Origin of the sequence: Streptomyces sp. NPDC058691 (assembly GCF_042714775.1) — a bacterium.
Classification (GTDB): domain Bacteria; phylum Actinomycetota; class Actinomycetes; order Streptomycetales; family Streptomycetaceae; genus Actinacidiphila.
Map to the genome: position 1 here is coordinate 53,159 of NZ_JBHXSO010000041.1, position 24,415 is coordinate 77,573.

Here is a 24,415-nt window from a genome sequence, read left to right on the forward strand (position 1 = left end):
TCAGCTCGCCCAGATGCCGGTGATGTCCGAGGCGGAGGCGGCGTTGCCCGCGTGCGTGGTGAGACCGGCCAGGTCCTCCAGCGTGCGGAGCACGTTGTAGTGGTTGTAGGTCGTCGCCGAGGTCGAACCGGCCTTGACCGGCTGCCCGTACAGGACCGTCGGGATGCGGTTGCCGGCCAGGCGGTTGTCCTCGTCGAAGGTGACGACGAGCACGCTGTTGTGGGTCTTGGCCCAGGTGGCGTAGGCACCCAGCTTGTTCTTCAGCCAGGTGTCACCGGTGGAGACCGAGCAGTCGTGCATGTCGCTGCACAGGTTCGGCGTGACGAAGGAGACCTTCGGCAGCGTGGTGAAGTCCGTCGGGAACTGCGCGAAGGTCTTCGCCGTCGACGTCGGGACGTTCTTGAAGGCGAACCACGGGTTGTGCTTGCGCGCGTAGTCGCCGCTGCTGCAGGTGGTGGAACCCTGGCTCGGCAGCGTCTCGTTGTAGCTGGCCCAGGTCTTGCCCGCGGCGATCAGCTCCGAGGCGAGGTTGGCGGCCGAGCTGAAGCCCGGGGTGTAGCAGCTGTCGCCGGTGACGCCCTGGTTGCTGCCCGAGAAGATCTGCATGTAGTTGGGCTGGCTCGGGTGCGTGATGCCGTACGACTGGGTGAGGCTGGCGCCGCCGGCCTTCAGCGTGTTGTTGAGGTACGGGGCGCTGGAGCTGCCGATGACCTGGCTGTACGCGTGGTTCTCCATCATCACCACGACCACGTGGTCGGGGTTGGGCACACTGCCGGCGGCGTGGGCGGTCTCGGAGCCGCCGAGCGCGGCCCACAGGCCGAGCGAGGCGGCGGCGATGCCGCAGGCGGATGCGAGGGCGGTGACAGTGCGGCGGGGACTGGACAGGGACCAGCCGGACACGACGGACCTCCGGGGCGGGGGGACAGGGAGTGGCGCCGCGCCAGGTTAGGAGGGGGCCGCGGAAGCCGGAAGCGCTCCGCAGATGAAGGTACGTGGAACGCTGCGTAGGACCGGGGATCGCGAGGTCAAGCGCAGGCAAAGGGCCCGGGGAACGCGCAACTCGCGTTTCCCGGGCCCCTGCTGTCAAGGCGTCACATCACGTCATTTCACGTAGGTGATGCCGTCGGTGGTGATGGCCGGGCGGCCCGAGGTGCCCACCACCACGATCTTCAGGGTGTGCTTGGCGCTGGTGCTCCAGGACGTGGACCAGATGGTCTGCCGGTACTGCGTGCCCGAGGACTTCAGGTCCACCGTGGCGGTCTTCTTGCCGTCCACGTAGACGTACGCCTGCCCCGAGGTCGAGGCCCGCGAGACCACCCAGCCCACCGAGCGTCCGGTGAACGTCCACGTGAGACTGGCGTTCTTGGACTTGGACGTGAGCGACTTGCCGCCGAGGTAGCTGCCGGAGCTCTTCGAGGTCCAGGTGCCGGTCCTCGTCGCCGAGGTCTCCTGGATGATCGCCGCCGTGCGGCTCACCGAGGTGGTGGCGTAGTTGCCTGCCATGTCGGTGGCCTTGAGGTTGTAGGTGACGGCGCTGCCGGCCTTGCCCGCGGTGCTCCAACTCGTGGTCGTGGGGCCGAAGGTGGCGGTGGCCGGTGCGGTCGCCGAGGCGCTCTTGAGCACCGTGTCGTCCGCGGCCTTCCAGGTCACCGTGACCGGCACCGAGGTGCTGGACACCGCGGCGTTGCGGATCTTCACCGCGGGGGCGGTGGTGAACGTCGGCTTGGTGGTGTCGCCGGTCACCGCGAGCGACCTGGACACCGACGTCTTGTTGTTGATGTGCACGGCGCGCACCGCCACCGTGTGCTTGCCGGTCGGCACCGTGACCGCGGCCGAGGTGGCCGTGCGGCCCGCCGTGGCCTTCACGACGCCGTCGACCAGCACCTCGAAGCGCTTGACCAGCATGGACGGGGTCGTGGTCCGCCAGGACATCGTGATGGAGCCCTTGGTGTAGTACGTGGTGCCGGACTTCGTGGCACCGGTCGGGGCGGCGAGCGTGGGCGTCGCGACGGGGCCGGCCGCGTAGGCGCGGATCGTGGGCAGCTTGTCGTACAGGTTCTGGCCGGGGCAGGCGGTGGCGAAGCCGTCACGGTGCCCGGAGATCGCGTTGAACGTGTACGTCTTGCCCTTGACGAAGGGCGTGCTGTCGCTCGCGCCCTCCACCAGGGGCTGCGTCTTCTTGCCCGGGTTGGGATTGACGCCGTACTGGCCCAGCTTCCACGCGGCGAGCGCCGCGACCGACCCCAGCATCTGCGAGGTGATGGGCGTGGCCGGCTTGCCGTCGATGACCTGGTACGTGCCGATCACCGCGATGCCGAAGCTGCGGGTGTTGAAGCCGTAGGTGTGCGCGCCGATGACGGGCAGGTCGATGCCGCCGAAGCGGCCCTCGAAGATCTTGCCGCACTTGTCGACCAGGGCGTTGTAGCCGATGTCGCGCCAGTGTTCGGCCTGTACGTGGTACGCGTAGATCGACCGCACGATGCTCGCCGAGGCGGAGCAGTCGTAGCTGACGGCGGTGTCGGTGTGGTGGACGAAGACCGTGTTCACCTTGTCCGCGTAGTCCGGGTCGCCGGCCTCGCGGATCTTCTCGTTGGCGCCCCAGCCGGCCCGGGTGACGATGGCGGGCTTCGACACGGAGGACGCCGGCGCGGTCGGCCGGGTCGAGCTGGGGGTGGGGCTGACGCTCTTGCTCGCCGACGCGGTCGGGGAGGCCTTCGTCGGCGTCGCGTTCACGGAAGGCGTGGTGGTGACCGGCGGCGTGGCGCTCTGCGAGGCCGAGGTGGAGGCCGAGGGGGACGCGGTCGCGGTGTCACCGGAGCCGGCGGAGGGGTCCGGCGTGGTGCCGGTCGCGGTGTCCGTCGGTGTGGGCTCGCCGGGAGTGGTGCTGGGGGAGTCCTCGCCGCCGGCGGCGTCCGCCTCGAAGGCCGCGGGGGCCATCGCCAGGCCGGTGCCGCTCTGGGAATCGCCGTGCGCGGCGTCGCCGACGAGCGCCAGGCGCATGCCCTCGGGCAGCCGGCCGGACTCGCCGTGCGCGGAGACGACCCGCAGCTGCACGCCGTCGGAGGGTCCCACCCACAGCGGCGCGGAACCGCCGCGCATGTTCTGCTCGGCGCCCGGGTCCGGCGCGTCGTCGTTGTGCGGGTCGACCGTGTTCCAGCCGGACCACCGGCCGGTGCCCACCGACCGGGTCCGCACCTGCACGGTGCCGTCCAGCACGCTGCGCGGGTCGTCCCACGTCACTCCGACCAGCCCGAAGGTGTCGGTGGCGCGCTGCGGCACGGTGCGCTCGCCGCCCTGCCCCTGGAGTTCCACCGACTGGACGACGGTGGGGACGGGCTTGCCGGCCCCCGTCGCGGCCGTGCCCTCCGGGCCCTGCGCGACGGTCACGGCCGTGACCGCGCCCGCGCCGCCCAGCACGACCGCCCCGACCGCGAGCCACGCCCGTCCGCGCAGCCGCGGCAGTCCGGGCAGTCTTCGCGATCCTTCGGCTCTCCTGGTTCCCTTTGGCATTCCGTAGCCCCGCCCCTGCTGACCGATTGACCGGATGGTTGTACGTTCAAATGACCAACGCTTTCTATCAGGTGGACCTTTGGCCCCTTCCACCGCGGTCGGGGTCCACGGGAAAGCGCCCAAACCATCGCTTATCGGAGCCGGAGCGGGCCGGATAGTCTCTGAGGTGCGGATGGGCGCGGCCGAGGGCCGGGCGCTGTGACGCCGGGAGACGGCGGAAGGTGGTCGGAGTGCTGGAAGGGCGACGCGACACCAGGTTCGGGCGGCTGCTCAAACGCGGCTTCGCCGACGCCGTGGCCGCCGAACGCCTGCTGGGGGGCGGGGAACTGGCGCCCGTCCGCAACGACCCGGTGCTCCTGGACGCGCTGGGCGCCACCGCGGACCCGGACCAGGCGCTGACCGGACTCGTGCGGCTGGTGGAGGCCCTGGACGAGGGCGAGCGCCGCACCCTCCTCGACACGATCACCGCCGCCAAGCCGCTGCGCGACCGGCTGCTCGGGGTGCTGGGCGCCTCCGAGGCCCTGGCCGACCACCTGACCCGGCACCCGCGCGACTGGCACGCCCTGGTGACCTACGAGCACGCGGATCTGCACCCCGGGACAACGGAGTTCGAACGGGGCCTCGGCACCGCCGCCGACCCCGACGCGCTGCGGGCCGCCTACCGGCGCTGCCTGCTGGGCATCGCCGCCCGCGATGTGTGCGGCACCAGCGACCTCGTCCAGACCGCCGCCGAACTGGCCGACCTGGCGACCGCGACGCTGCGCGCCGCGCTGGCCATCGCCGAGGCGGAGGCCCCCGGCGACGCCGCGCAGTGCCGGCTCGCGGTGATCGGCATGGGCAAGTGCGGCGGCCACGAGCTCAACTACATCTCCGACGTGGACGTCATCTTCGTCGCCGAGGCCCGGGGGGAGGCCGAGAACCGGGAGGACGAGGCGAAGGCGGTCCAGGCGGCCACCCGGCTGGCCTCGCGCATGATGCGGATCTGCTCCGACACCACCGCCGAGGGCACCATCTGGCAGGTCGACGCCAACCTCCGCCCCGAGGGCCGGCGCGGCCCGCTGGTGCGCACCCTCTCCAGCCACGTGGCGTACTACAAGCGCTGGGCCAAGACCTGGGAGTTCCAGGCGCTGCTCAAGGCCCGTCCGGTCGCCGGCGACCCGGCGCTCGGCCAGGAGTACGTCGAGGCCCTGTCGCCGATGGTGTGGCAGGCCGCCGAACGCGACCACTTCGTGCCGGACGTGCAGGAGATGCGGCGCCGGGTCGTCGAGAACATCCCCGTCGCGCATGTGGACCGGGAGCTCAAGCTGGGCCCCGGCGGCCTGCGGGACGTGGAGTTCGCCGTGCAGCTGCTGCAGCTGGTGCACGGCCGCACCGACCCCGCGCTGCGCAGCGGCACCACCTTGACCGCGCTGGCCCAGCTCGCCGCGGGCGGCTATGTGGGGCGCGCGGACGCGGCGGCGCTCGACGCCTCGTACCGCTTCCTGCGGACGATGGAGCACCGCATCCAGCTGCAGAAGCTGCGCCGCACCCACCTCGTCCCCGAGGACGAGGCGGACCTGCGCCGGCTCGGCCGCTCCCTGGGCTTCCGCGCCGACCCCGTCGCCGAGCTGCACCGCGAGTGGCGGCGGCACGCCCGGGAGGTGCGCCGCCTGCACGAGAAGCTCTTCTACCGGCCGCTGCTGGACGCCGTGGCCCAGCTGGCGCCCGGCGAGGTCGGCCTCACCCCGGACGCCGCCAAGCAGCGCCTGGAGGCGCTCGGCTACGCCGACCCCGCCGCCGCGCTGCGCCACCTGGAGGCGCTGGCCTCCGGCGTCAGCCGCAAGGCCGCCATCCAGCGCACGCTGCTGCCGGTGCTGCTGGGCTGGTTCGCCGACTCCGCCGACCCGGACGCCGGCCTGCTGAACTTCCGCAAGGTCAGCGACGCGCTCGGCCGCACCCCCTGGTACCTGCGGCTGCTGCGCGACGAGGGTGCCGCCGCCGAGAACCTCGCCCGGGTGCTGTCCTCCGGGCGGCTCGCCCCCGACCTGCTGATGCGCGCCCCCGAGGCGGTGGCCCTCCTCGCCGACGACGAGGGCCTGCAGCCGCGTTCACGGACCGCGCTCGACCAGGAGGTGCTGGCCGCCGTCCACCGCGCCGGGTCCGCCGAGCAGGCCGTGGCGGCGGTGCGCGGCGTCCGGCGCCGCGAGCTCTTCCGCACCGCCGCGGCCGATGTGACCGGGGTCCACCGCGGCGCGCCCGACGCGGTGGGCGCGGCCCTCACCGACGTCAACGCCGCCGCCGTCGCGGGGGCCTTGCAGGCCGCCGTCAACGCGGTGGAGGAGGCGGACGGCGAGCCGCTGCCGACCCGTTTCGCCGTCATCGGCATGGGCCGCTTCGGCGGTCATGAACTCGGCTACGGCTCCGACGCCGACGTCCTGTTCGTCCACGAACCCTACGAAGGGGTGGAGGAGCACCGCGCCTCCCGGGTGGCCGTGAAGGTCGCCAACGAACTGCGGCGCCTGCTGCAGATCCCGACCACCGACCCGCCGCTCCTCATCGACGCCGACCTGCGCCCGGAGGGCAAGAGCGGCCCCCTGGTGCGCACGCTGGCCTCGTACGCGGCCTACTACCGGCGCTGGTCGCTGGCCTGGGAGAGCCACGCCCTGCTGCGGGCCGAACACGTCGCGGGCGACGAGCAACTGGGCGCGCGCTTCATCGAGCTCGCGGACCCGCTGCGCTACCCGGCCGGGGGACTGACGGACGACGCGGTCCGGGAGATCCGCCGGCTCAAGGCCCGCATGGAGTCCGAGCGTCTGCCGCGCGGTGCCGACCCGACGACCCACGCCAAGCTGGGGCGCGGCGGGCTCAGCGACGTCGAGTGGACCGTGCAGCTCTTCCAGCTCCAGCACGGCGCGCGGATCGCGGAGCTGCGGACCACCCGCACCCGGCCCGCGCTCGCCGCGGCGACGGAGGCGGGCCTGGTCGGCGCGGAGGACGCCGAAGTCCTGGACGCCGCCTGGGTCCTGGCCGGCCGCGTCCGCAACGCCGTGATGCTCGTCCGGGCCCGCCCCGGCGACACCTTCCCCGGCGACGGCAGGGAGCTCGCCGCGGTCGGCCGCCACCTCGGGTACGAACCCGGGCACGTGGGCGACTTGGTGGAGGACTACCGCCGCACGACCCGCCGCGCGCGTGCGGTGGTGGAGCGCCTCTTCTACGACGCGTGAAACGCCTGAGACGCCCGCGCGGGGCGGCGCGGCGCGACCGCCCCGCCCCGGCGACGGCGGGCCCTACGCCGTGGCGACCCGCACCTGGCGTGGGTGCCGGTAGGCCAGCCCCCCGTAGACCGCCCAGGAGGCGGCGAAGCCGACCGTCAGGCAGGCGGTGCCGCCGGCCGCGTCCAGCCAGAAGTGGTTGGCGGTGGACACGATCACGAGCAGCGTGGTGACGGGGTAGAGCACCCCGAGCACCCGGACCCAGGTGTGCCGCGCCAGCATGGCGACGGTGATGCCGCACCACAGCGACCAGCCGATGTGCATCGAGGGCATGGCCGCGTACTGGTTGGAGACATGCGCGAGGTCGCCGGAGGCCATGGAGCCCCATGTGTGGTGGATCCGCACCGTGTCGATGAACCCGCTGCCCATGAGCCGCGGCGGCGCCAGCGGGAAGAAGTAGTACCCCAGCAGCGCGATGCCGGTCGTCACGAACAGCACCAGCCGGGTCGGCGCGTAGCGCCCGGGGTGCCGGCGGAAGAGCCAGACGAGCACCGCGAGAGTTACCACGAAGTGCAGCGTGGCGTAGTAATAGTTCATCCCGACGATGAGCCACGTTACCGAGTTCACGGCATGGTTGATCGCGTGCTCGAAGGCGAGGCCGAAGGACTGCTCGAGGTCCCATACCCGGTCCGCGTTGCGCATGGCCGCGGCCTGCTGTTCGGGCACGGCGTTGCGCACGAGTGAGTAGATCCAGTAGCTGACGGCGATCAGCAGGATCTCGAACCACAGCCGTGGTCGGCGCGGTGACAGCCGCCCATTGCCCGTCGTCGCTCCATCGGCGTCACGGGAATCGATGGAGCGCGGCGGGTCGGCCGTTGCGGTACGGCGTGCCATGGTCTTCGCGGTCGATTCCCCCATGGGGCGATAGTCTGCCATGCGGTGGTAGGCCGTCCGATCAACCCCCGGTCGGATTCTGTGCATCCCGCGTACGCCTCCAGGCCGACTGCTGTACCGGTACGGCTGCCCCCGCTTGGGGACCTGATGCCGTCGAACCGCGTACGACCAGTTCAGGCAGGAAGACGAACTCGCTGTGCGGCGCCGGGGTGCCCCCGACCTCCTCCAGCAGCGCGCGCACGGCGGCCTGGCCCATCGCCGTGACCGGCTGGCGGATCGTGGTGAGCGGCGGATCGGTGAACGCGATGAGCGGGGAGTCGTCGAACCCCACGACGGAGATGTCTCCGGGCACGGACAGGCCGTGCTGCCGGGCGGCGCGGATGGCGCCGAGCGCCATCATGTCCGAGGCGCAGACCACGGCGGTGCAGCCGGCCTCGATCAGGCCCGAGGCGGCGGCCTGGCCACCCTCCAGGGTGAACAGGGAGTGCTGGATACGGTCCTCCGCCGCCCGCGCCGGTATGCCGAGCACCTGGTCCATGCTGCGCACAAAGCCCTCGATCTTGCGCTGCACGGGGACGAAGCGCTTGGGCCCGACCGCCAAGCCGATCCGCTCGTGTCCGAGCGAGGCCAGATGAGTGACGGCCAGTCGCATCGCGCCCCGGTCGTCGGGGGACACGAACGGAGCCTTGATCTTGTCGGAGAATCCGTTGATCAGGACGAAGGGGACGCCCTGGCCGTGCAGTCGCTCGTAGCGCTCCATGTCGGCGGTGGAGTCGGCGTGCAGGCCGGAGACGAAGATGATCCCGGCGACGCCGCGCTCGACCAGCATCTCCACCAGTTCGTCCTCGGTGGAGCCGCCGGGCGTCTGGGTGGCCAGCACGGGCGTGTAGCCCTGGCGGGTGAGCGCCTGGCCGATGACCTGGGCGAAGGCCGGGAAGATCGGGTTCTCCAGCTCGGGGGTGATGAGCCCGACGAGGCCGGCGCTGCGCTGGCGCAGCCGTACCGGCCGTTCGTAGCCGAGCAGATCGAGTGCGGCCAGCACGGACTGGCGGGTTGCCGCGGAGACCCCGGGCTTGCCGTTGAGAACACGGCTGACCGTCGCTTCGCTCACCCCCGCCTGGGCTGCGATGTCGGCAAGCCTTGCGGTCACAGGATTGGACTGTACCGGTCGCATCTCAGATCGCCCACCAGATGCACGAATCGGCCGGAAGACGGATGTTTCCGCCGGTGGGCGCGACGGGCTCGCTGGAGAGCACCGGCCGCCCGGGAACGGGCAGTTCGACGGGCGTGGAGCGGGTGTTCACGGTGCAGACCAGGCCGGGCCGGGAAAGCGCCAGCACGCCCTGCGGGGCGTCCAGCCACCGCATCGGTCCGTCGCCGAGGCCGGGCAGCTCGCGGCGCAGCCGCAGGGCCGCGCGGTACAGCTCCAGGGTGGAGGCGGGGTCGCCGGTCTGGGCCTCGACGCTGAGCCCGGCCCAGGAGGCGGGCTGCGGCAGCCAGCTGCCACCGCTGCCGAAGCCGTACGAGCTGCCGCCGGCCGTCCACGGGATCGGCACCCGGCAGCCGTCGCGCAGTCCGTCCTGCCCGTTGTCACGGAAGAAGGAGGGGTCCTGGCGGACCTCGTCGGGCAGGTCGGCGACCTCCGGCAGGCCCAGCTCCTCGCCCTGGTAGACGTAGACCGAGCCGGGCAGCGCCAGCATCAGCATCGCCGCGGCCCGCGCACGGCGCAGCCCGGTCGCGCCGCCGCCGTAGCGGGTGACGTGGCGGACCACGTCGTGGTTGGACAGCACCCAGGTGGTGGGGGCGCCCACGGAGACGGTGGCGGCCAGGGACTCGTCGATCACCGCGCGCATGGCGGCGGCGTCCCAGTCGCAGCGCAGGAAGTGGAAGTTGAAGGCCTGGTGCAGTTCGTCGGGGCGCACATAGAGGGCCATCCGCTCGGGGGTGGGGGCCCAGGCCTCGGCGACGCCGATGCGCTGCCCCGGGTAGCCGTCGAGCAGCCGCCGCCAGGAGCGGTGGATCTCGTGCACGCCGTCCTGGTCGAAGAACGGCAGCACCTGGGAGCCGATCAGCTTGACCTGCTCCTGGTGCCCGATGTCGGGCAGGCCGGGGGCCTTGACCATGCCGTGGGCGACGTCGATGCGGAAGCCGTCGACGCCGAGGTCGAGCCAGAAGCGCAGGATCCGGTCGAACTCCTCGCGCACCTCGGGGTGGTCCCAGTCGAGGTCGGGCTGCTCCGGCGCGAACAGGTGCAGATACCAGTCCCCGTCGGGGACGCGGGTCCAGGCCGGGCCGCCGAAGACCGACTCCCAGTCGTTGGGCGGCAGTTCGCCGCGTCCGCCCTTGCCGGGGCGGAAGTGGTAGCGCTCGCGGTCCGGACCCCCGCGCCGGTCCGCGAGCGCGGCCCGGAACCACGCGTGCCGCTCCGAGGTGTGGTTCGGGACGATGTCCACGATCACCCTCAGGCCCAGCTCGTGCGCGGTCCGGACGAGGTCGTCGGCGTCCGCGAGGGAGCCGAAGAGGGGGTCCACGGTCCGGTAGTCGGCGACGTCGTACCCGCCGTCGGCCTGGGGGGAGGCGTAGAAGGGGGTCAGCCAGACGGCGTCGGCCCCCAGTTCCGCCAGATAGGGCAGTCGTGCCCGGATGCCGGGAAGATCGCCCACGCCGTCGCCGTCGCCGTCCGCGAAGGAGCGCACGTAGACCTGGTAGATGACGGCGCTGCGCCACCAGCCGGGGTCCGCGCCCTCGGGGCGGGCCGCGGCCGTGTGGGCCGTGCCGTGGGTGACGGGGGCGAGCTCTTGGGTCATGTCGGTCCCTCGGGAGTCGGCGCCGGTCCCTGCCGATGATTCCCATCCCCCGCGTCCCGGGCAATACCTTTCAGGATTTTGCGGAAGATGGCGCAACGGCTTCCAGGCTGCCGACATTCCCACGACGCGTCTCCTCTCTGCAACTGCGAGGACACACGGACGTAACGATCGGAAGATCTTGCAAGTCTTTGCAGCAAGCTCTTTCGAGAAGCTTTCATCCCTGTTACGTTCCTCGACAGCCCGGCGGCCGCAACGGTGCAGTCGGCAGGGGGGACGCGGTGACGCGCCCCGCACTAACACGGGCTTTCATCCTGGAGGAGATCACATGCGGCGTGGCATAGCGGCCACCGCGCTGGTTGCGGCGCTCGGGCTCGCGGCGACGGCTTGCGGCGGCGACGGCGGCAGTGACAAGGCCGGCGGTCCGGTCACCATCACCTGGTGGGACACCTCGAACGCCACCAACGAGGCGCCGACCTACAAGGCCCTGATCGACGACTTCGAGAAGGCGAACCCGAAGATCAAGGTCACGTACGTCAACGTGCCGTTCGACCAGGCGCAGAACAAGTTCCAGACGGCCGCCGGCAGCAAGGGCGCCCCCGACGTGATCCGCGCCGAGGTGGGCTGGACCGCCTCCTGGGCGAAGTCCCAGTTCCTCGCGCCGCTGGACGGCACCCCGGCGCTGGCCGACCAGGACGACATCAACCCGTCCCTGCTGAAGCAGGCGCAGTACGACGGCAAGACCTACGGTGCGCCGATCGTCACCGACACCCTCGCGCTGATGTGGAACAAGGACCTGCTGAAGAAGGCGGGCTTCGACAAGGCCCCCGCCACCTGGGACGAGCTGAAGGCGGTCGCCAAGGCGGTCAAGGCCAAGGACAAGGTCGACGGCTTCTGGCTGCGCTCCGACTCGTACTACGAGCTCCCCTTCCTCTTCGGCGAGGGCACCGACATGGTCGACGCCGCGGCGAAGAAGATCACCGTGAACTCGCCCGAGGCCGTCAAGGCGGTCGACGTGAGCAAGTCCCTGCTCGCCTCCCCGGGTGTCCACAAGCTCGACGTGACCGCCGACTCCTACGCCCACATCCAGGACGCGTTCGTCAACGGCAAGGTCGCCATGATCATCCAGGGCCCCTGGGAGCTGACGAACATCTACAAGGGCGCGTCCTTCACGGACAAGGCCAACCTGGGCATCTCCTCCGTCCCGGCCGGTTCCACCGGCAAGGCCGGCGCCCCCACCGGCGGTCACAACCTGGCCGTCTACGCCGGCTCGGACAAGGCTCACCAGGAGGCCGCTCAGAAGTTCGTCGGCTGGATGACCTCGGGTGCCACCCAGGCCAAGATCGCGCTGAAGAACGGCACCCTGCCGACCCGCACCTCCGCCTACACCCCCGAGGTCAAGGCCGCTCCCGGCGTCGCCGACTTCCAGGCGATCCTCGCGAACGTCGCCCGTCCGCGCCCGGAACTGCCGGAGTACAGCTCGCTGTTCACCGACTTCAACACCGGCCTGACGAACATCCTGCAGGGCAAGGTCAGCACCCAGGAGGGTCTGGACTCGACCGCGGACGCCTACAAGAAGCTCGTCAAGGACTTCCAGTAAGGCAGCCCTGAGCCGTCCGGTCCGCCTCCCCGCAGCGGGGGCGGGCCGGACGGCCCGTCCGCGCCGCATCCATGGTCCCCGGCCGTGCGGCGCGGCTGTACCGACCTCTGCGAACCTCTCGAAAAGGTGCCGAAGATGACCGTCGCCGTCCAGGGCGGGACCCGGAAGACCAAGCGCGGCGGCACGCCGCGCCCCGGTCCGTTCAGCCGTATCCGGCAGTCGTACAACCGCAACTGGTATGCCTGGGCCATGGTGGCGCCGGTGGTCGCCGTCATCGGCGTGCTGGTGCTCTACCCCCTGGTCCGCGGCATCTACCTGTCGCTGACCGACGCCAACAGCCAGAACGTCGGCCGGACGATCGGCGTCAACAAGATCCCGGACTCCTTCTCCTGGGTCGGCTTCAAGAACTACACGGAGATCCTCTCCGGGGCGGACCACCAGTTCTGGCCGCACTTCACCTGGACCATCATCTGGACCGCGGTCTGCGTCACCCTGCACTACGGCCTGGGTCTCGGCCTCGCCCTGCTGCTGAACCGCAAGATCCGCGGCCGCACCTTCTACCGGCTGGTCCTCATCCTGCCCTGGGCCGTGCCCACCTTCGTCACCGTCTTCTCGTGGCGGCTGATCCTCGCCGACGACGGCGGCATCCTGAACACGGTCCTGCACTCGCTGCACCTGCCCACGCCCGCGTGGCTGAGCGACCCCTTCTGGCAGAAGACCGCCGCGATCATGGTCAACACCTGGGTCGGCGTGCCCTTCATGATGGTCTCGCTCCTCGGCGGCCTGCAGTCGATCCCGAGCGAGTTGTACGAAGCGGCCGAGATGGACGGCGCCACCCCCTGGCAGCGCTTCCGCTACGTGACGCTTCCAGGCCTCCGCTCGGTGAGCAGCACGGTGATCCTCCTCGGCATCATCTGGACCTTCAACCAGTTCGTCGTCATCTTCCTGCTCTTCGGCGCGAGCGCGGGTCAGGACGCCCAGATCCTGGTGACCTGGGCCTATCGGCTCGGATTCGGGCAGGACCCGCGTGACTACGCCGGTTCTGCGGCCTATGGCGTGATCATCTTGTCCATGCTCATCGTCTTCGCCTCCGTGTACCGGCGCTGGCTGGCCCGTACCGAGAACACGGCCGCCTGACGGCCCCCGGCCAGGACACCCGTCATGACGCAAGAGAGGGCAGCCACCCCCATGAGCACCACCGCAGACCTCCCCGTCGCAGGGGCCGCCGAAGAGGCGAAGGCCACCGCGCCCGGCCGTTCCGCCGCGCGCCGGCGCACCGGCCGCGGAGAGCGCAGCCGCGCCGCGTCCGTACTGATCCACGGCGTGCTGCTCGTCGCGAGCTTCATCGCGGCCTTCCCCGTCCTGTGGATCGCCTGGGTCTCCTTCGGCCCGGACAAGACCGACTTCCTCCACCCGGCCGGGATCGCGGGCAAGTTCAGCTTCGAGAACTACACCAAGGTCCTCACCGACACGAACTTCCTGCAGTGGTTCCTGAACTCCATGATCGTCGCCCTCGGCACCTGCGTGCTGGGCGTGTTCATCGCCGCCAGCTCCGGCTACGCGGTCTCCCGGATGCGCTTCCCCGGCCACCGGCAGCTGATGTGGACCTTCCTGGTGACCCAGATGTTCCCGGTCGCCATCCTGATGGTGCCGCTGTACAACATCCTGGCCGCCCTGGACCTGCTGGACACGTACTGGGCGCTCATCCTGGTGTACTGCACCACCGCCGTGCCGTACTGCGCCTGGCTGCTCAAGGGGTACTTCGACACCATCCCACAGGAGATCGACGAGGCCGGCCGGGTCGACGGCCTGTCCCCGTTCGGCACCTTCTACCGGCTGGTCCTCCCGCTGGCCCGGCCGGGTCTGGCGGTCGCGGCCTTCTACACCTTCCTCACCGCGTGGGGCGAGGTCGCCTACGCCTCGGTCTTCATGCTGGGCGACGACAAGTACACCCTCGCCGTCGGCCTGACCACCTTCATCAGCGAGCACGACAACCAGTGGGACCTGATGGCCGCCACCTCCGTGCTCATCGCCCTTCCCGCGTCGGCGTTCTTCTACGTCGTCCAGCGGCACCTGGTCACCGGCCTCACCGCCGGCGCCGCCAAGTCCTGACCGCACGACCCGGGGCACCCGGCACGACCGGCCGGGTGCCCCGGCCTTGCCTCCATCGCCGTACCGCGCCTCCACTCCTCCAAGGGATCACCATGACCCAGTACCTGGCGGACTCCACCCGTCACCCTCACGCCTCCGACCAGCCCGTGGCCGCCACGGACTGGTGGAGAGACGCGGTCATCTACCAGGTCTACCCCCGGAGTTTCGCCGACGGGAACGGCGACGGCATGGGCGACATCCCCGGCGTCCGCGAGCGCCTGCCGTACCTGCGCGACCTCGGTGTCGACGCCGTCTGGCTGAGCCCCTTCTACGCCTCCCCGCAGGCCGACGCCGGTTACGACGTCGCCGACTACCGGGCCATCGACCCGATGTTCGGCACTCTGCACGACGCCGACGGCCTGATCCGCGACGCCCACCGGCTGGGCCTGCGGATCATCGTCGACCTGGTCCCCAACCACTCCTCCGACCAGCACGAGTGGTTCAAGCAGGCGCTGCGCGAGGGTCCCGGCTCCCCGCTGCGGCAGCGCTACCACTTCCGTCCCGGCAAGGGCGAGAACGGCGAACTGCCGCCCAACGACTGGGAGTCGATCTTCGGCGGGCCGTCGTGGACGCGGACCGAGGACGGCGAGTGGTACCTGCACCTGTTCGCGCCCGAGCAGCCCGACTTCAACTGGGAGCACCCGGCCGTCCAGGACGAGTTCCGCTCGATCCTGCGCTTCTGGCTGGACATGGGCGTCGACGGCTTCCGCATCGACGTCGCGCACGGTCTGGTCAAGGCCGACGGCCTGCCCGACATCGGCGCCCACGAGCAGCTCAAGCTCCTTGGCAACGATGTCCTGCCCTTCTTCGACCAGGACGGCGTGCACGAGGTCTACCGCTCGTGGCGGCGCATCCTCGACGAATATGACGGCGAGCGCATCGCGGTCGCCGAGGCCTGGACGCCCACCGTGGAGCGCACGGCCAACTACGTCCGCGCCGACGAGCTGCACCAGGCCTTCAACTTCCAGTACCTAGGCACCAAGTGGGACGCCACCGAGCTGCGCGAGGTCATCGACCGCTCGCTGGACGCCATGCGCCCGGTCGCCGCGCCCACCACCTGGGTGCTGTCCAACCACGACGTCGTCCGCCACGCCACCCGGCTGTCCGGCGACGAGAACAGCTACGACCCGCACCGCGCCCGCGCCGCCTCCCTGCTGATGCTGGCGCTGCCCGGTTCCGCGTACGTCTACCAGGGCGAGGAGCTGGGCCTGCCGGAGGTCACCGACCTGCCCGACGAGGTCCGCCAGGACCCGGCGTTCTTCCGCGCGGCCGGCCAGGACGGCTTCCGCGACGGCTGCCGGGTGCCGATCCCGTGGACGGCGGAGGGCAGCTCGTACGGGTTCGGCAGCGGTGGCAGCTGGCTGCCGCAGCCCGCCTCCTGGGCCGGGCTGAGCGTCGAGGCCCAGACCGCCGACCCCGCCTCCACCCTGGAGCTGTACCGCGCGGCCCTGCGGCTGCGCCGCGAGCTGCCCGGCCTCGGCGCGGGGGAGTCGGTGCAGTGGCAGGACGCGCCCGAGGGGGTGCTGGTCTTCCGCCGCCCCGGCTTCGTCTGCACCGTCAACACCACCGGCGCCCCGGTGACCCTGCCGGCGCCGGGCACGGTGCTGCTGAGCAGCGCCCCCGTCGAGGTCACGGCGGACGGGGTGGTCCTCCCGTCCGACACGACCGTCTGGTGGGCCGTTTGACGTGGGCCGCGGTCGCATAGGGTCGGGAACCGTGAGTACCACGGCCCGTCTCGCCGACATCGCGGCACAGGCGGGGGTCAGCGAGGCCACCGCCAGCCGCGTGCTGAACGGGAAGGCGGGGGTCGCCCCCGCCACCCGGCAGAAGGTGCTGGCCGCACTGGACGTGCTCGGCTACGAGCGTCCGGTGCGGCTGCGCCAGCGCAGCGCCGGCCAGATCGGGCTGATCACCCCCGAGCTCAACAACCCGATCTTCCCCGCCTTCGCCCAGGTCATCGAGCAGAACCTGACCGGCTACGGCTACACCGCGGTGCTGTGCACCCAGCACCCCGGCGGCTCCACCGAGGACGAACTGGTGGAGGCACTGGTGGAGCGCGGGGTGCGCGGCATCGTCTTCCTGTCCGGTCTGCACGCCGACGTCACCGCCGACCCCGAGCGCTACGCCCGGCTGCTCGGCCAGGGCGTGCCCTATGTGCTCGTCAACGGCTACAACCCGGCGATCGCCGGGCCCTACATCTCGCCGGACGAGCGCGCCTCGGCGCGCATCGCGGTGCAGCACCTGGTGGAGCTCGGCCACCAGCGGATCGGCCTCGCCGTCGGGCCCAACCGCTATGTGCCGGTGCACCGCAAGGTCGACGGCTTCGTGGAGGCGCTCGGCGACTTCCTGGGCCTCGGCGAGGAGGAGGCGGCGGGCTGCGTGCAGCACACGCTGTTCTCCGTCGAGGGCGGTCACGCGGCCGCCGGCGCGCTGCTGGACAGGGGCTGCACGGGCATCGTGTGCGGCAGCGACCTGATGGCGCTGGGGGCCGTACGGGCGGCGCGGGAGCGGGGGCTGACGGTCCCCGGGGACGTCTCGGTGGTCGGGTACGACGACTCGCCGCTGATCGCCTTCACCGACCCGCCGCTGACCACGGTCCGGCAGCCGGTCGAGGCGATGGGCGCGGCCGCGGTGAACGCGCTGCTGGAGGAGATCGGCGGCAATCCGGTGCAGCGTTCGGAGTTCGTCTTCCAGACGGAGCTCGTCGTGCGCGGCTCCACGGGCCAGGCGCCCGGCGGCGGTCGGCGCTCCTGACGGAGGGGCCGTACGACATTCCGCCCCGGCGCGTCCAGGCATGCGCCGGGGCGGACCCCGGGACCCGCCCCGGGCGGGGCGTGGCGGGGTGGCTCGTCGGCCCCGGGACCCGCCTCCGTCGATGCCTCCGGTCCAGCCGACCGGGCGCGTGGGGCCGCCGTCAGGGGCGGACCCCCGGCCGGCCGGACCGGGATGAGGAGGAACGTAACAGCGCCTCACCGCGGCACGGAAGGCCCCTGCAGAAACTTTCTGCAAGATTCTGCAGGTGGGAGGGCGGCCGTCGCCCGCGCCGGAACCACGGCCAGGGCGCTCGGTGACCGGCCGTCAGGGCCATCGCGCCGGGGAACTGCTGGCGGGTAACGCCGCCCGGGCGGGACCGAGTTGGAAATCTTTGCGACATCTTGCTGTAAGACCCGCGCAAGAGGTACCGTCCCGCTCACGGTCCGGCACCGCCGCCGGGCCACGGCTCATGGCGCGTGGGCTCCCAGAGGTACACCCGTCCGCACACGGATTCCGCAAGGAGAACCCCCGTGGCCCAGCCCACCGGGCTGCCCGCGTCCGCCGCGCGTTCACGCGCGCGCAGACGTGGCGCCGCAGCCGTCGCGATCGCGGCCCTCGCCGCCGCCTTCGCCGTCCCCGCCTCGGTCCCCGCCGCCTCGGCGGCCGCCCCGCCCGCCCCGCCGTCCGACTCCGCGCTCGCCGCACAGCCGGCGCGGCACGACCTGACGCGGGAGCAGTTCTACTTCGTCCTGCCGGATCGTTTCGCCAATGGCGACCCGTCCAACGACAAGGGCGGTCTGACGGGCACCCGGCTCAGCACCGGCTTCGACCCCACCGACAAGGGCTTCTACCAGGGCGGCGACCTCAAGGGCCTCACGAAGCGGCTCGACTACATCAAGAACCTGGGCACCACCGCGATATGGATGGCGCCGATCTTCAAGAACCGGCCCGTGCAGGGGACGGGGGATCAGGCGTCGGCCGGCTACCACGGCTACTGGATCACCGACTTCACCCAGGTCGACCCGCACTTCGGCACCAACGCCGACCTCAAGTCGCTGATCTCCAAGGCCCACGCCAAGGGCATGAAGGTCTTCTTCGACGTCATCACCAACCACACCGCCGACGTCGTCGACTACGACGAGAAGTCCTACGGCTACCTCTCCAAGGGCGCGTTCCCGTATCTGACCAAGGACGGCGTGCCCTTCGACGACGCCGACTACGCGAAGGGCGGCGAGGACTTCCCCGCCGTCGACCGCGACTCCTTCCCCCACACCCCCGTCGTCACCGCGCGGAGCAAGGTCCCGGCCTGGCTCAACGACCCGACGATGTACCACAACCGGGGCGACTCCACCTTTGCCGGCGAGAGCTCCGACCAGGGCGACTTCTCCGGCCTTGACGACCTGTGGACCGAGCGTCCCGAGGTCGTGAAGGGCATGGAGGAGATCTACGAGAAGTGGGTCCGCGACTTCGCCGTCGACGGCTTCCGCATCGACACCGTCAAGCACGTCGACCTGCCGTTCTGGACCCAGTGGGCCACGGCATTGGACGCCTACGCGGCCAAGCACGGCCGCAAGGACTTCTTCATGTTCGGCGAGGTCTACTCCGCCGACACCGCCATCACCTCGCCCTACGTCACCCGGGGACGCCTGGACTCGACGCTCGACTTCCCCTTCCAGGACGCCGCCCGCCAGTACGCCTCCCAGGGCGGCCCCGCGGCGCGGCTCGCCTCGGTCTTCGGTGACGACTACCGGTACACGACCGACAAGGCCAACGCGTACGAGCAGGTCACCTTCCTCGGCAACCACGACATGGGCCGCATCGGCACGTTCCTGAAGCAGGACAACCCGCAGGCCGGCGACGCCGAGCTCGTGCGGCGGGACCGGCTCGCCAACGAGCTGATGTTCCTCTCGCGCGGCAACCCCGTCGTCTACTACGGCGACGAGCAGGGCTTCACCGGGGCGGGCGGTGACAAGGACGCCCGTCAGACGATGTTCGCCTCCAAGGTCGCCGACTACCTCGACGACGACCAACTCGGCACCGACCGCACCCACGCGAGCGACGCCTACGACACCGGTGCCCCGCTGTACCGGGCGATCGCGAAGCTGTCCGCGCTCCGCAAGGCCGAGCCGGCCCTCGCCGACGGCGTCCAGACCGAGCGCTACGCGGCCGACGGCGCCGGGATCTACGCCTTCTCGCGCACCGACGCGAAGACCCGTACCGAGTACGTCGTCGCCGTCAACAACGCCACCGGGGCGAGGACGGCCGACGTCCCGACGGGCTCCGCGAACACCGCTTTCACCGCCCTGTACGGCACCGATGGCTCCGTCACCAGCGGCGCCGACACGAAGATCGCCGTCACCGTCCCGGCGCTGTCCGCCGTGGTCTACAAGGCGACGAAGCCGCTCGGCGCCCCCGCGGTCAAGCCGGCCCTGACGCTCGAGGCTCCCGCCGCGGGCGCCACCGGCACCGTGGAGCTCTCCGCGGACGTCGACGGCGGGCAGCTGAACCGGGTCGTCTTCGCCGCACAGACCGGCAGCGGACCGTGGAAGGTGCTGGGCTCCGCGGACCACGCGCCCTACAAGGTCACCCAGACGGTCGGTGACGACGTGACGCCCGGCACCGCGCTGCGGTACAAGGCCGTCGTGATCGATTCCGCCGGCCGGACCGCCGCCGCCACCGCCGAGACCACCAGCGGCACCCCGGCCCCGCCCGAGCCCCCGGTGGCGAGCAGCCGTGACTACGCGATCGTCCACTACAAGCGGGCCGACAACCAGTACACCGACTGGCGCCTGTACGCCTGGGGCGACATCGCCGACGGCGAGGGCACCACCTGGCCCGCCGGCCACGACTTCATCGGCCGCGACGCCTATGGCGCCTTCGCCTATGTGAAGCTCAAGCCGGGCGCGTCCAGCGTCGGTTACCTCGTCATCGACAAGGACGGCAACAAGGACGTCGCCGCCGACCGGTTCATCGACGTCACCAAGAACGGCGAGATCTGGGTCGAGCAGGGCAAGGAGGCCGTCGCCACCCAGGCCCCCTCCGGCACCGAGCCGGGTCAGGACACCTCGAAGGCCGTCCTGCACTACCACCGGGCCGACGGGGACTACACCGGCTGGGGCCTGCACACCTGGACCGGCGCCGCGAACCCGACCGACTGGACCGCCCCGTCGCAGCCGGTCAGGACCGACGCGTACGGCGCCGTCTTCGAGGTGCCGCTCGCCGCGGGCGCCACGTCGCTCAGCTACATCCTGCACAAGGGCGACACCAAGGACCTGCCCGCCGACCAGTCGCTCGACCTCGCCACCTACGGACACGAGGTGTGGCTCCTGAACGGCACCGAGAAGTACCTCCTGCCCACCACCGCCGGCTCCTCCGCCGACCTCGACCTGTCCTCGGCCAAGGCCCAGTGGATCGACGCCGACACCGTCGCCTGGAAGACCGGTGACACCGCCGCCAGTCAGCAGCTCGTCTACGCCCCGGACGGCGGCCTGGCGATCAAGGACGGCGCTCTGACCGGCGAGGGCCACTGGCTGCGCCTGCAGCGCGTCGCGGGCGGCCTGACCGACGCCCAGAAGGCCCGCTTCCCGCACCTGAAGGACTACGCGGCCTTCACGGTCGACCCGCGCGACCGCGACCGGGTCCGCACCGCCCTCTCCGGGCAGGTCATCGCGACCCAGCACCTCGCTGGGGGTACCTCCCAGGCCGGAGGCTCTGGGGGAGGCGCCTTGCTGTCCGCCACCGGCGTCCAGATCCAGGGCGTCCTCGACGACCTGTACGGCGCCAAGGCGACCAAGGCCGCACTCGGCCCGGTCTTCGACCACGGCAGGCCCACGCTCTCCGTGTGGGCGCCGACCGCCCAGTCCGTCGCCCTGGACCTGGACGGACGTACCGTCACGATGCGGCGCGACGGATCCACCGGCGTGTGGAGCGTGACCGGTGAGCGGAGCTGGACCGGCAAGCCGTACCGGTACGTCGTCAAGGTCTGGGCGCCCAGCGTCCAGAAAGTCGTCACCAACTCGGTCACCGACCCCTACTCGGTCGCCCTGACCGCCGACTCGAAGCAGAGCCTGGTCGTCGATCTCGACGACGCGAAGCTCGCCCCGGGCGGCTGGTCGCACCTGGCCAAGCCCAAGGCCGTGGGCCTGAACAACGCCCAGATCCAGGAACTGCACATCCGGGACTTCTCCGTCGCGGACACCACCGTCCCCGCCAAGGACCAGGGCAAGTACACCGCCTTCACCGACACCGGCTCCGCCGGCATGAAGCACCTGCGGGCGCTGGCGAAGTCCGGGGTCTCCTACGTCCACCTGCTGCCGGCCTTCGACTTCGCCACCGTCGCGGAGAAGAGCGCCGACCAGGCCCGCGTCGACTGCGACCTCGCCGCCTACCCCGCCGACTCCGACAAGCAGCAGGAGTGCCTGGCGGCCGTCGCCGCCGAGGACGCCTACAACTGGGGCTACGACCCCTTCCACTACACCGTCCCCGAGGGCTCCTACGCCACCGACCCGGACGGCACGAAGCGCACCGTCGAGTTCCGGAGGATGGTGCAGAGCCTCAACACCTCCGGCCTGCGCGTGGTCATGGACGTCGTCTACAACCACACCGCCGCGAGCGGCCAGGACGACAAGTCCGTCCTCGACCGGATCGTGCCCGGCTACTACCAGCGCCTGCTGGACGACGGCACCGTCGCCAACTCCACGTGCTGCTCCAACACCGCGCCCGAGAACGCGATGATGGGCAAGCTGGTCGTCGACTCGCTCGTCACCTGGGCCAAGGAGTACAAGGTCGACGGCTTCCGATTCGACCTGATGGGCCACCACCCGAAGGCGAACATCCTCGCCGTCCGCAAGGCCCTGGACGCCCTCACCCTCGCGAAGGACGGCGTCGACGGCAAGAAGATCATCATCTACGGCGAGGGCTGGAACTTCGGCGAGGTCGCCGACGACGCCCGCTTTGTGCAGGCCACCCAGAAGAACATGGCCGGCACCGGCATCGCCACCTTCTCCGACCGGGCCCGTGACGCGGTCCGCGGCGGCGGCCCCTTCGACTCCGACCCCGGCGTCCAGGGCTTCGCCTCCGGCCTGTTCACCGACCCCAACGGCTCCGCCGCCAACGGCACCGAGGCCGAGCAGAAGGCCCGCCTGCTGCACTACCAGGACCTCATCAAGGTCGGCCTCAGCGGCAACCTGAAGTCCTTCTCCTTCACCGACAGCGGCGGCAAGGAGGTCACCGGCGCCGAGGTCGACTACAACGGCTCGCCCGCCGGCTACGCGGACGTGCCGGGCGACGCCCTGGCCTATGCGGACGCCCACGACAACGAGGCGCTCTTCGACGCCCTCGCCTTCAAGCTGCCCCGGGACACCTCGCCCGCCGACCGGGCCCGGATGCAGGTGCTCGCCGAGTCCGTCCCGGCCCTCTCCCAGGGCCCGGCGCTCTACCAGGCCGGCTCCGACCTGCTGCGCTCCAAGTCCCTGGACCGCAACTCCTTCGACTCCGGCGACTGGTTCAACGCCGTCCACTGGGACTGCCGGGCCGGCAACGGCTTCGGCCGCGGCCTGCCCCCGAAGGCCGACAACGAGTCCAAGTGGCCGTACGCGAAGCCGCTGCTGACCGCGGGCACCCTCACGGTCGGCTGCCCGGAGATCACCGCGGCCTCGGCCGCGTACCAGGACCTGCTGCGCATCCGGTCCACCGAGCCCGCCTTCGGGCTCACCACGGCCGCGCAGGTGCGGGACCGGCTCTCCTTCCCGCTGTCCGGCAAGGACGAGACCCCGGGCGTCATCACCATGAGGCTCGGCGATCTGGTCGTGGTCCTCAACGCCACGCCGCAGGCCCAGGAGCAGCGGGTCGCCGCCCTCGCCGGCACGGGCTACGCCCTCCACCCGGTGCAGGCCGCGGGCGCCGACCCGGTGGTCAAGCGGTCCTCCTACGACCCCGCCTCGGGCACCTTCGCGGTCCCGGCGCGGACCGTCGCGGTCTACGCCCACCGGTAACGCGACGCTCCGTCACCGCTCGGCCGGCGCGCCCCCTGACGGGGTGTGCCGGCCGGGCGGTGCTGCGTACGGGCGAAGTGCGGCTCCATCCGGATGAATTCGCGGCGTGTCGGTCCTGGGGGCCGGGTGCGGAGGGGTACGTATCCGCCCGGCTTCGGTGACGCAGTGTGACCGAGGTTCCGGAAAGCCCGGTTCCCGTCGTCCCATGGAGGACCCTTGAAGCGGCGCCAGCGAATATCGCTCACCACTCTTCCTGCTCTGCTTGTCCTGCTTGTCAGCACCCTCATCGGCACGGTCGCGCCCACGCACGCCGACGACCGGGGCCCGGGCGCGCACGTCCCGGCTCCCTCCGTCCGCCCGGCTCCCGCCCGTCCGGCTCCCGCTGTCCGTCCTGCCGCCGGTCCTGGGGCGGTCCCCCTTGTGGCCCCCGGCCGGCCGCCTCTCGTCGGCGGCCCGCTGTCCCCCCGCATCTGCATCGGTGCCGCGTTCACCAAACCGACGTTCTTCTGCGGTGATCCGCGGCTCGGCCCGCGGGTCCTGCCCAGCAAGGGCCTGATCGGCTCGTTGCTGGTCGGCTACCGGCGCCTCGCCGGACAGAACGCCAACGGATTCCTGCAGACCTGGTTCAACACCAGCACGCAGTCGTACCGGAATCCGCCCAACGACGGCTTCCTGAACCCCCCCGGGTTGATCACCCTCAGCGTGGGGCAGAGGATCGACCGTTTCGGTGGCGAGGGCGGAAGGTTCCTCGCGCCGGCCGGCTCGCCGTACGCTCAGCGCTCCCTCACCCCGCAGAGCCTCAACACCTTCGATGGCGGCTACCCCTTCAACTACCATCTGTACAAGGTCGTCAGGCCGTTCACGGTCCGGGTGGGACTCGTGGCGCCCTTCTACGGGCAGCCGGGCAACGGCCTCCAGTACGTGCTGCCGGACATCGACGCCAACACCCGGGACAGCGTGCTCAACCACGTCCTCGACGGCAGCCTGCAGCGGCTGAACTGACAGGCCGAGTCCATGGACCGACGTGAGCTGTGCGAGGCGCTCGCCTCCGCGGGGGTGCCCGGCGGGTTGTACGAGGTCCCCGGCTTCCACGAGTTCGACCTGAGGCCCCCGGACTTGATGTACCTCCGGCAGGAGGGCGACGCCTGGGTGGTCGGCAACTTCGAACGCGGCGTGCACGACCCGCACCGGCGCTTCGACAACGAGGACACGGCCTGCCGCTACCTCTACGACCGGCTCACGAACCGGGGCCCCGGTCCCGGCCCCGGCGCCGACGAGGAGATGGAGGCGGTCCTGCGGGACCGCGAGGAGATCCGGCGTGCTGCCGAGGAGGCCTACGACCGGGCCCGCCGCGGGCAGTCCTGACCCCTCTGACCCTCTGCGGCCGAGATGCGGCGGAGCGGGCCCCCCCCCCCCCCCCCGGGGGGGCCCCCCCCCAAAGCGCGTCAAAAAAGTAATATAATTATATTATTAAAAAATACAACCCCCCCCAAACCAACAAAATAAGGGATTGGCTGG

At 71.2% G+C, this 24,415-nt stretch carries 14 protein-coding genes; 9 read left to right on the plus strand and 5 right to left on the minus strand.

From position 1 onward, the window contains the following. Together ACFWVC_RS26435 and ACFWVC_RS26440 are read right to left on the minus strand one after the other, a co-directional pair. Positions 1–900 (minus strand): alkaline phosphatase family protein, encoded by a 900-nt coding sequence (locus tag ACFWVC_RS26435; RefSeq protein ID WP_384291049.1) that lies wholly within the window; start codon positions 898–900, stop codon positions 1–3. A gap of 201 nt (positions 901–1,101) precedes the next feature. Further along, complete coding sequence (locus tag ACFWVC_RS26440; RefSeq protein ID WP_384291054.1) at positions 1,102–3,510, minus strand: peptidoglycan recognition protein; 2,409 nt, start codon at positions 3,508–3,510, stop codon at positions 1,102–1,104. A gap of 230 nt (positions 3,511–3,740) precedes the next feature. On the opposite strand from ACFWVC_RS26440, the gene ACFWVC_RS26445 reads away from it, so the two are divergent. Next, positions 3,741–6,713, plus strand: a complete 2,973-nt coding sequence (locus ACFWVC_RS26445; protein WP_384291058.1) for a bifunctional [glutamine synthetase] adenylyltransferase/[glutamine synthetase]-adenylyl-L-tyrosine phosphorylase — start codon at positions 3,741–3,743, stop codon at positions 6,711–6,713. Between the two features lie 63 nt (positions 6,714–6,776). Here the strand turns inward: ACFWVC_RS26445 and ACFWVC_RS26450 are convergent, their stop codons facing one another. Genes ACFWVC_RS26450 through ACFWVC_RS26460 form a run of 3 tightly spaced genes read right to left on the minus strand, consistent with a single transcriptional unit; the run spans position 6,777 to position 10,402 of the window. Continuing rightward, positions 6,777–7,619 carry a phosphatase PAP2 family protein gene (locus tag ACFWVC_RS26450; protein WP_384291062.1) on the minus strand — a complete coding sequence of 281 codons (843 nt, stop codon included), beginning with the start codon at positions 7,617–7,619 and terminating at the stop codon, positions 6,777–6,779. A gap of 37 nt (positions 7,620–7,656) precedes the next feature. Beyond that, on the minus strand, positions 7,657–8,745 hold the full coding sequence (locus ACFWVC_RS26455; RefSeq protein ID WP_384291067.1) for a LacI family DNA-binding transcriptional regulator: 1,089 nt from the start codon (positions 8,743–8,745) through the stop codon (positions 7,657–7,659). 25 nt (positions 8,746–8,770) lie between these two features. Further along, complete coding sequence (locus ACFWVC_RS26460) at positions 8,771–10,402, minus strand: glycoside hydrolase family 13 protein (RefSeq protein ID WP_384291071.1); 1,632 nt, start codon at positions 10,400–10,402, stop codon at positions 8,771–8,773. Positions 10,403–10,727: 325 nt separating this feature from the next. On the opposite strand from ACFWVC_RS26460, the gene ACFWVC_RS26465 reads away from it, so the two are divergent. The 8 genes from ACFWVC_RS26465 to ACFWVC_RS26500 all read left to right on the plus strand — a co-directional run bounded on the left by ACFWVC_RS26465 (position 10,728) and on the right by ACFWVC_RS26500 (position 24,262). Continuing rightward, complete coding sequence (locus tag ACFWVC_RS26465; RefSeq protein WP_384291073.1) at positions 10,728–11,999, plus strand: extracellular solute-binding protein; 1,272 nt, start codon at positions 10,728–10,730, stop codon at positions 11,997–11,999. 135 nt (positions 12,000–12,134) lie between these two features. Then, complete coding sequence (locus ACFWVC_RS26470; RefSeq protein ID WP_384291076.1) at positions 12,135–13,136, plus strand: carbohydrate ABC transporter permease; 1,002 nt, start codon at positions 12,135–12,137, stop codon at positions 13,134–13,136. A gap of 51 nt (positions 13,137–13,187) precedes the next feature. Next, a complete protein-coding gene (locus tag ACFWVC_RS26475) occupies positions 13,188–14,111 on the plus strand; it encodes a sugar ABC transporter permease (protein WP_384291080.1) in 924 nt (307 codons plus the stop codon). A gap of 92 nt (positions 14,112–14,203) precedes the next feature. Further along, on the plus strand, positions 14,204–15,835 hold the full coding sequence (locus tag ACFWVC_RS26480) for a glycoside hydrolase family 13 protein (RefSeq protein WP_384291086.1): 1,632 nt from the start codon (positions 14,204–14,206) through the stop codon (positions 15,833–15,835). Between the two features lie 31 nt (positions 15,836–15,866). After that, positions 15,867–16,904 (plus strand): LacI family DNA-binding transcriptional regulator, encoded by a 1,038-nt coding sequence (locus ACFWVC_RS26485; protein ID WP_384291091.1) that lies wholly within the window; start codon positions 15,867–15,869, stop codon positions 16,902–16,904. A 530-nt stretch (positions 16,905–17,434) separates the two neighbouring features. Continuing rightward, positions 17,435–22,897 carry a pullulanase-type alpha-1,6-glucosidase gene (gene pulA, locus ACFWVC_RS26490; protein WP_384291096.1) on the plus strand — a complete coding sequence of 1,821 codons (5,463 nt, stop codon included), beginning with the start codon at positions 17,435–17,437 and terminating at the stop codon, positions 22,895–22,897. 216 nt (positions 22,898–23,113) lie between these two features. After that, the gene (locus ACFWVC_RS26495) at positions 23,114–23,899 is read left to right on the plus strand and encodes a TNT domain-containing protein (RefSeq protein ID WP_384291102.1); all 786 of its coding nucleotides are present in this window, start codon (positions 23,114–23,116) and stop codon (positions 23,897–23,899) included. Between the two features lie 12 nt (positions 23,900–23,911). Beyond that, the gene (locus ACFWVC_RS26500) at positions 23,912–24,262 is read left to right on the plus strand and encodes a hypothetical protein (protein ID WP_384291107.1); all 351 of its coding nucleotides are present in this window, start codon (positions 23,912–23,914) and stop codon (positions 24,260–24,262) included. The last annotated feature ends 153 nt before the right edge of the window (positions 24,263–24,415 follow it).

What these genes read in the sequence shown, in the direction of transcription:
- ACFWVC_RS26440 (WP_384291054.1), bottom strand. Translation starts at nt 3,510, where the DNA reads ATGCCAAAGGGAACCAGGAGAGCCGAAGGATCGCGAAGACTGCCCGGA.
- ACFWVC_RS26450 (WP_384291062.1), bottom strand. Translation starts at nt 7,619, where the DNA reads ATGGGGGAATCGACCGCGAAGACCATGGCACGCCGTACCGCAACGGCC.
- ACFWVC_RS26460 (WP_384291071.1), bottom strand. Translation starts at nt 10,402, where the DNA reads ATGACCCAAGAGCTCGCCCCCGTCACCCACGGCACGGCCCACACGGCC.
- ACFWVC_RS26465 (WP_384291073.1), top strand. Translation starts at nt 10,728, where the DNA reads ATGCGGCGTGGCATAGCGGCCACCGCGCTGGTTGCGGCGCTCGGGCTC.
- ACFWVC_RS26470 (WP_384291076.1), top strand. Translation starts at nt 12,135, where the DNA reads ATGACCGTCGCCGTCCAGGGCGGGACCCGGAAGACCAAGCGCGGCGGC.
- ACFWVC_RS26475 (WP_384291080.1), top strand. Translation starts at nt 13,188, where the DNA reads ATGAGCACCACCGCAGACCTCCCCGTCGCAGGGGCCGCCGAAGAGGCG.
- ACFWVC_RS26480 (WP_384291086.1), top strand. Translation starts at nt 14,204, where the DNA reads ATGACCCAGTACCTGGCGGACTCCACCCGTCACCCTCACGCCTCCGAC.
- ACFWVC_RS26500 (WP_384291107.1), top strand. Translation starts at nt 23,912, where the DNA reads ATGGACCGACGTGAGCTGTGCGAGGCGCTCGCCTCCGCGGGGGTGCCC.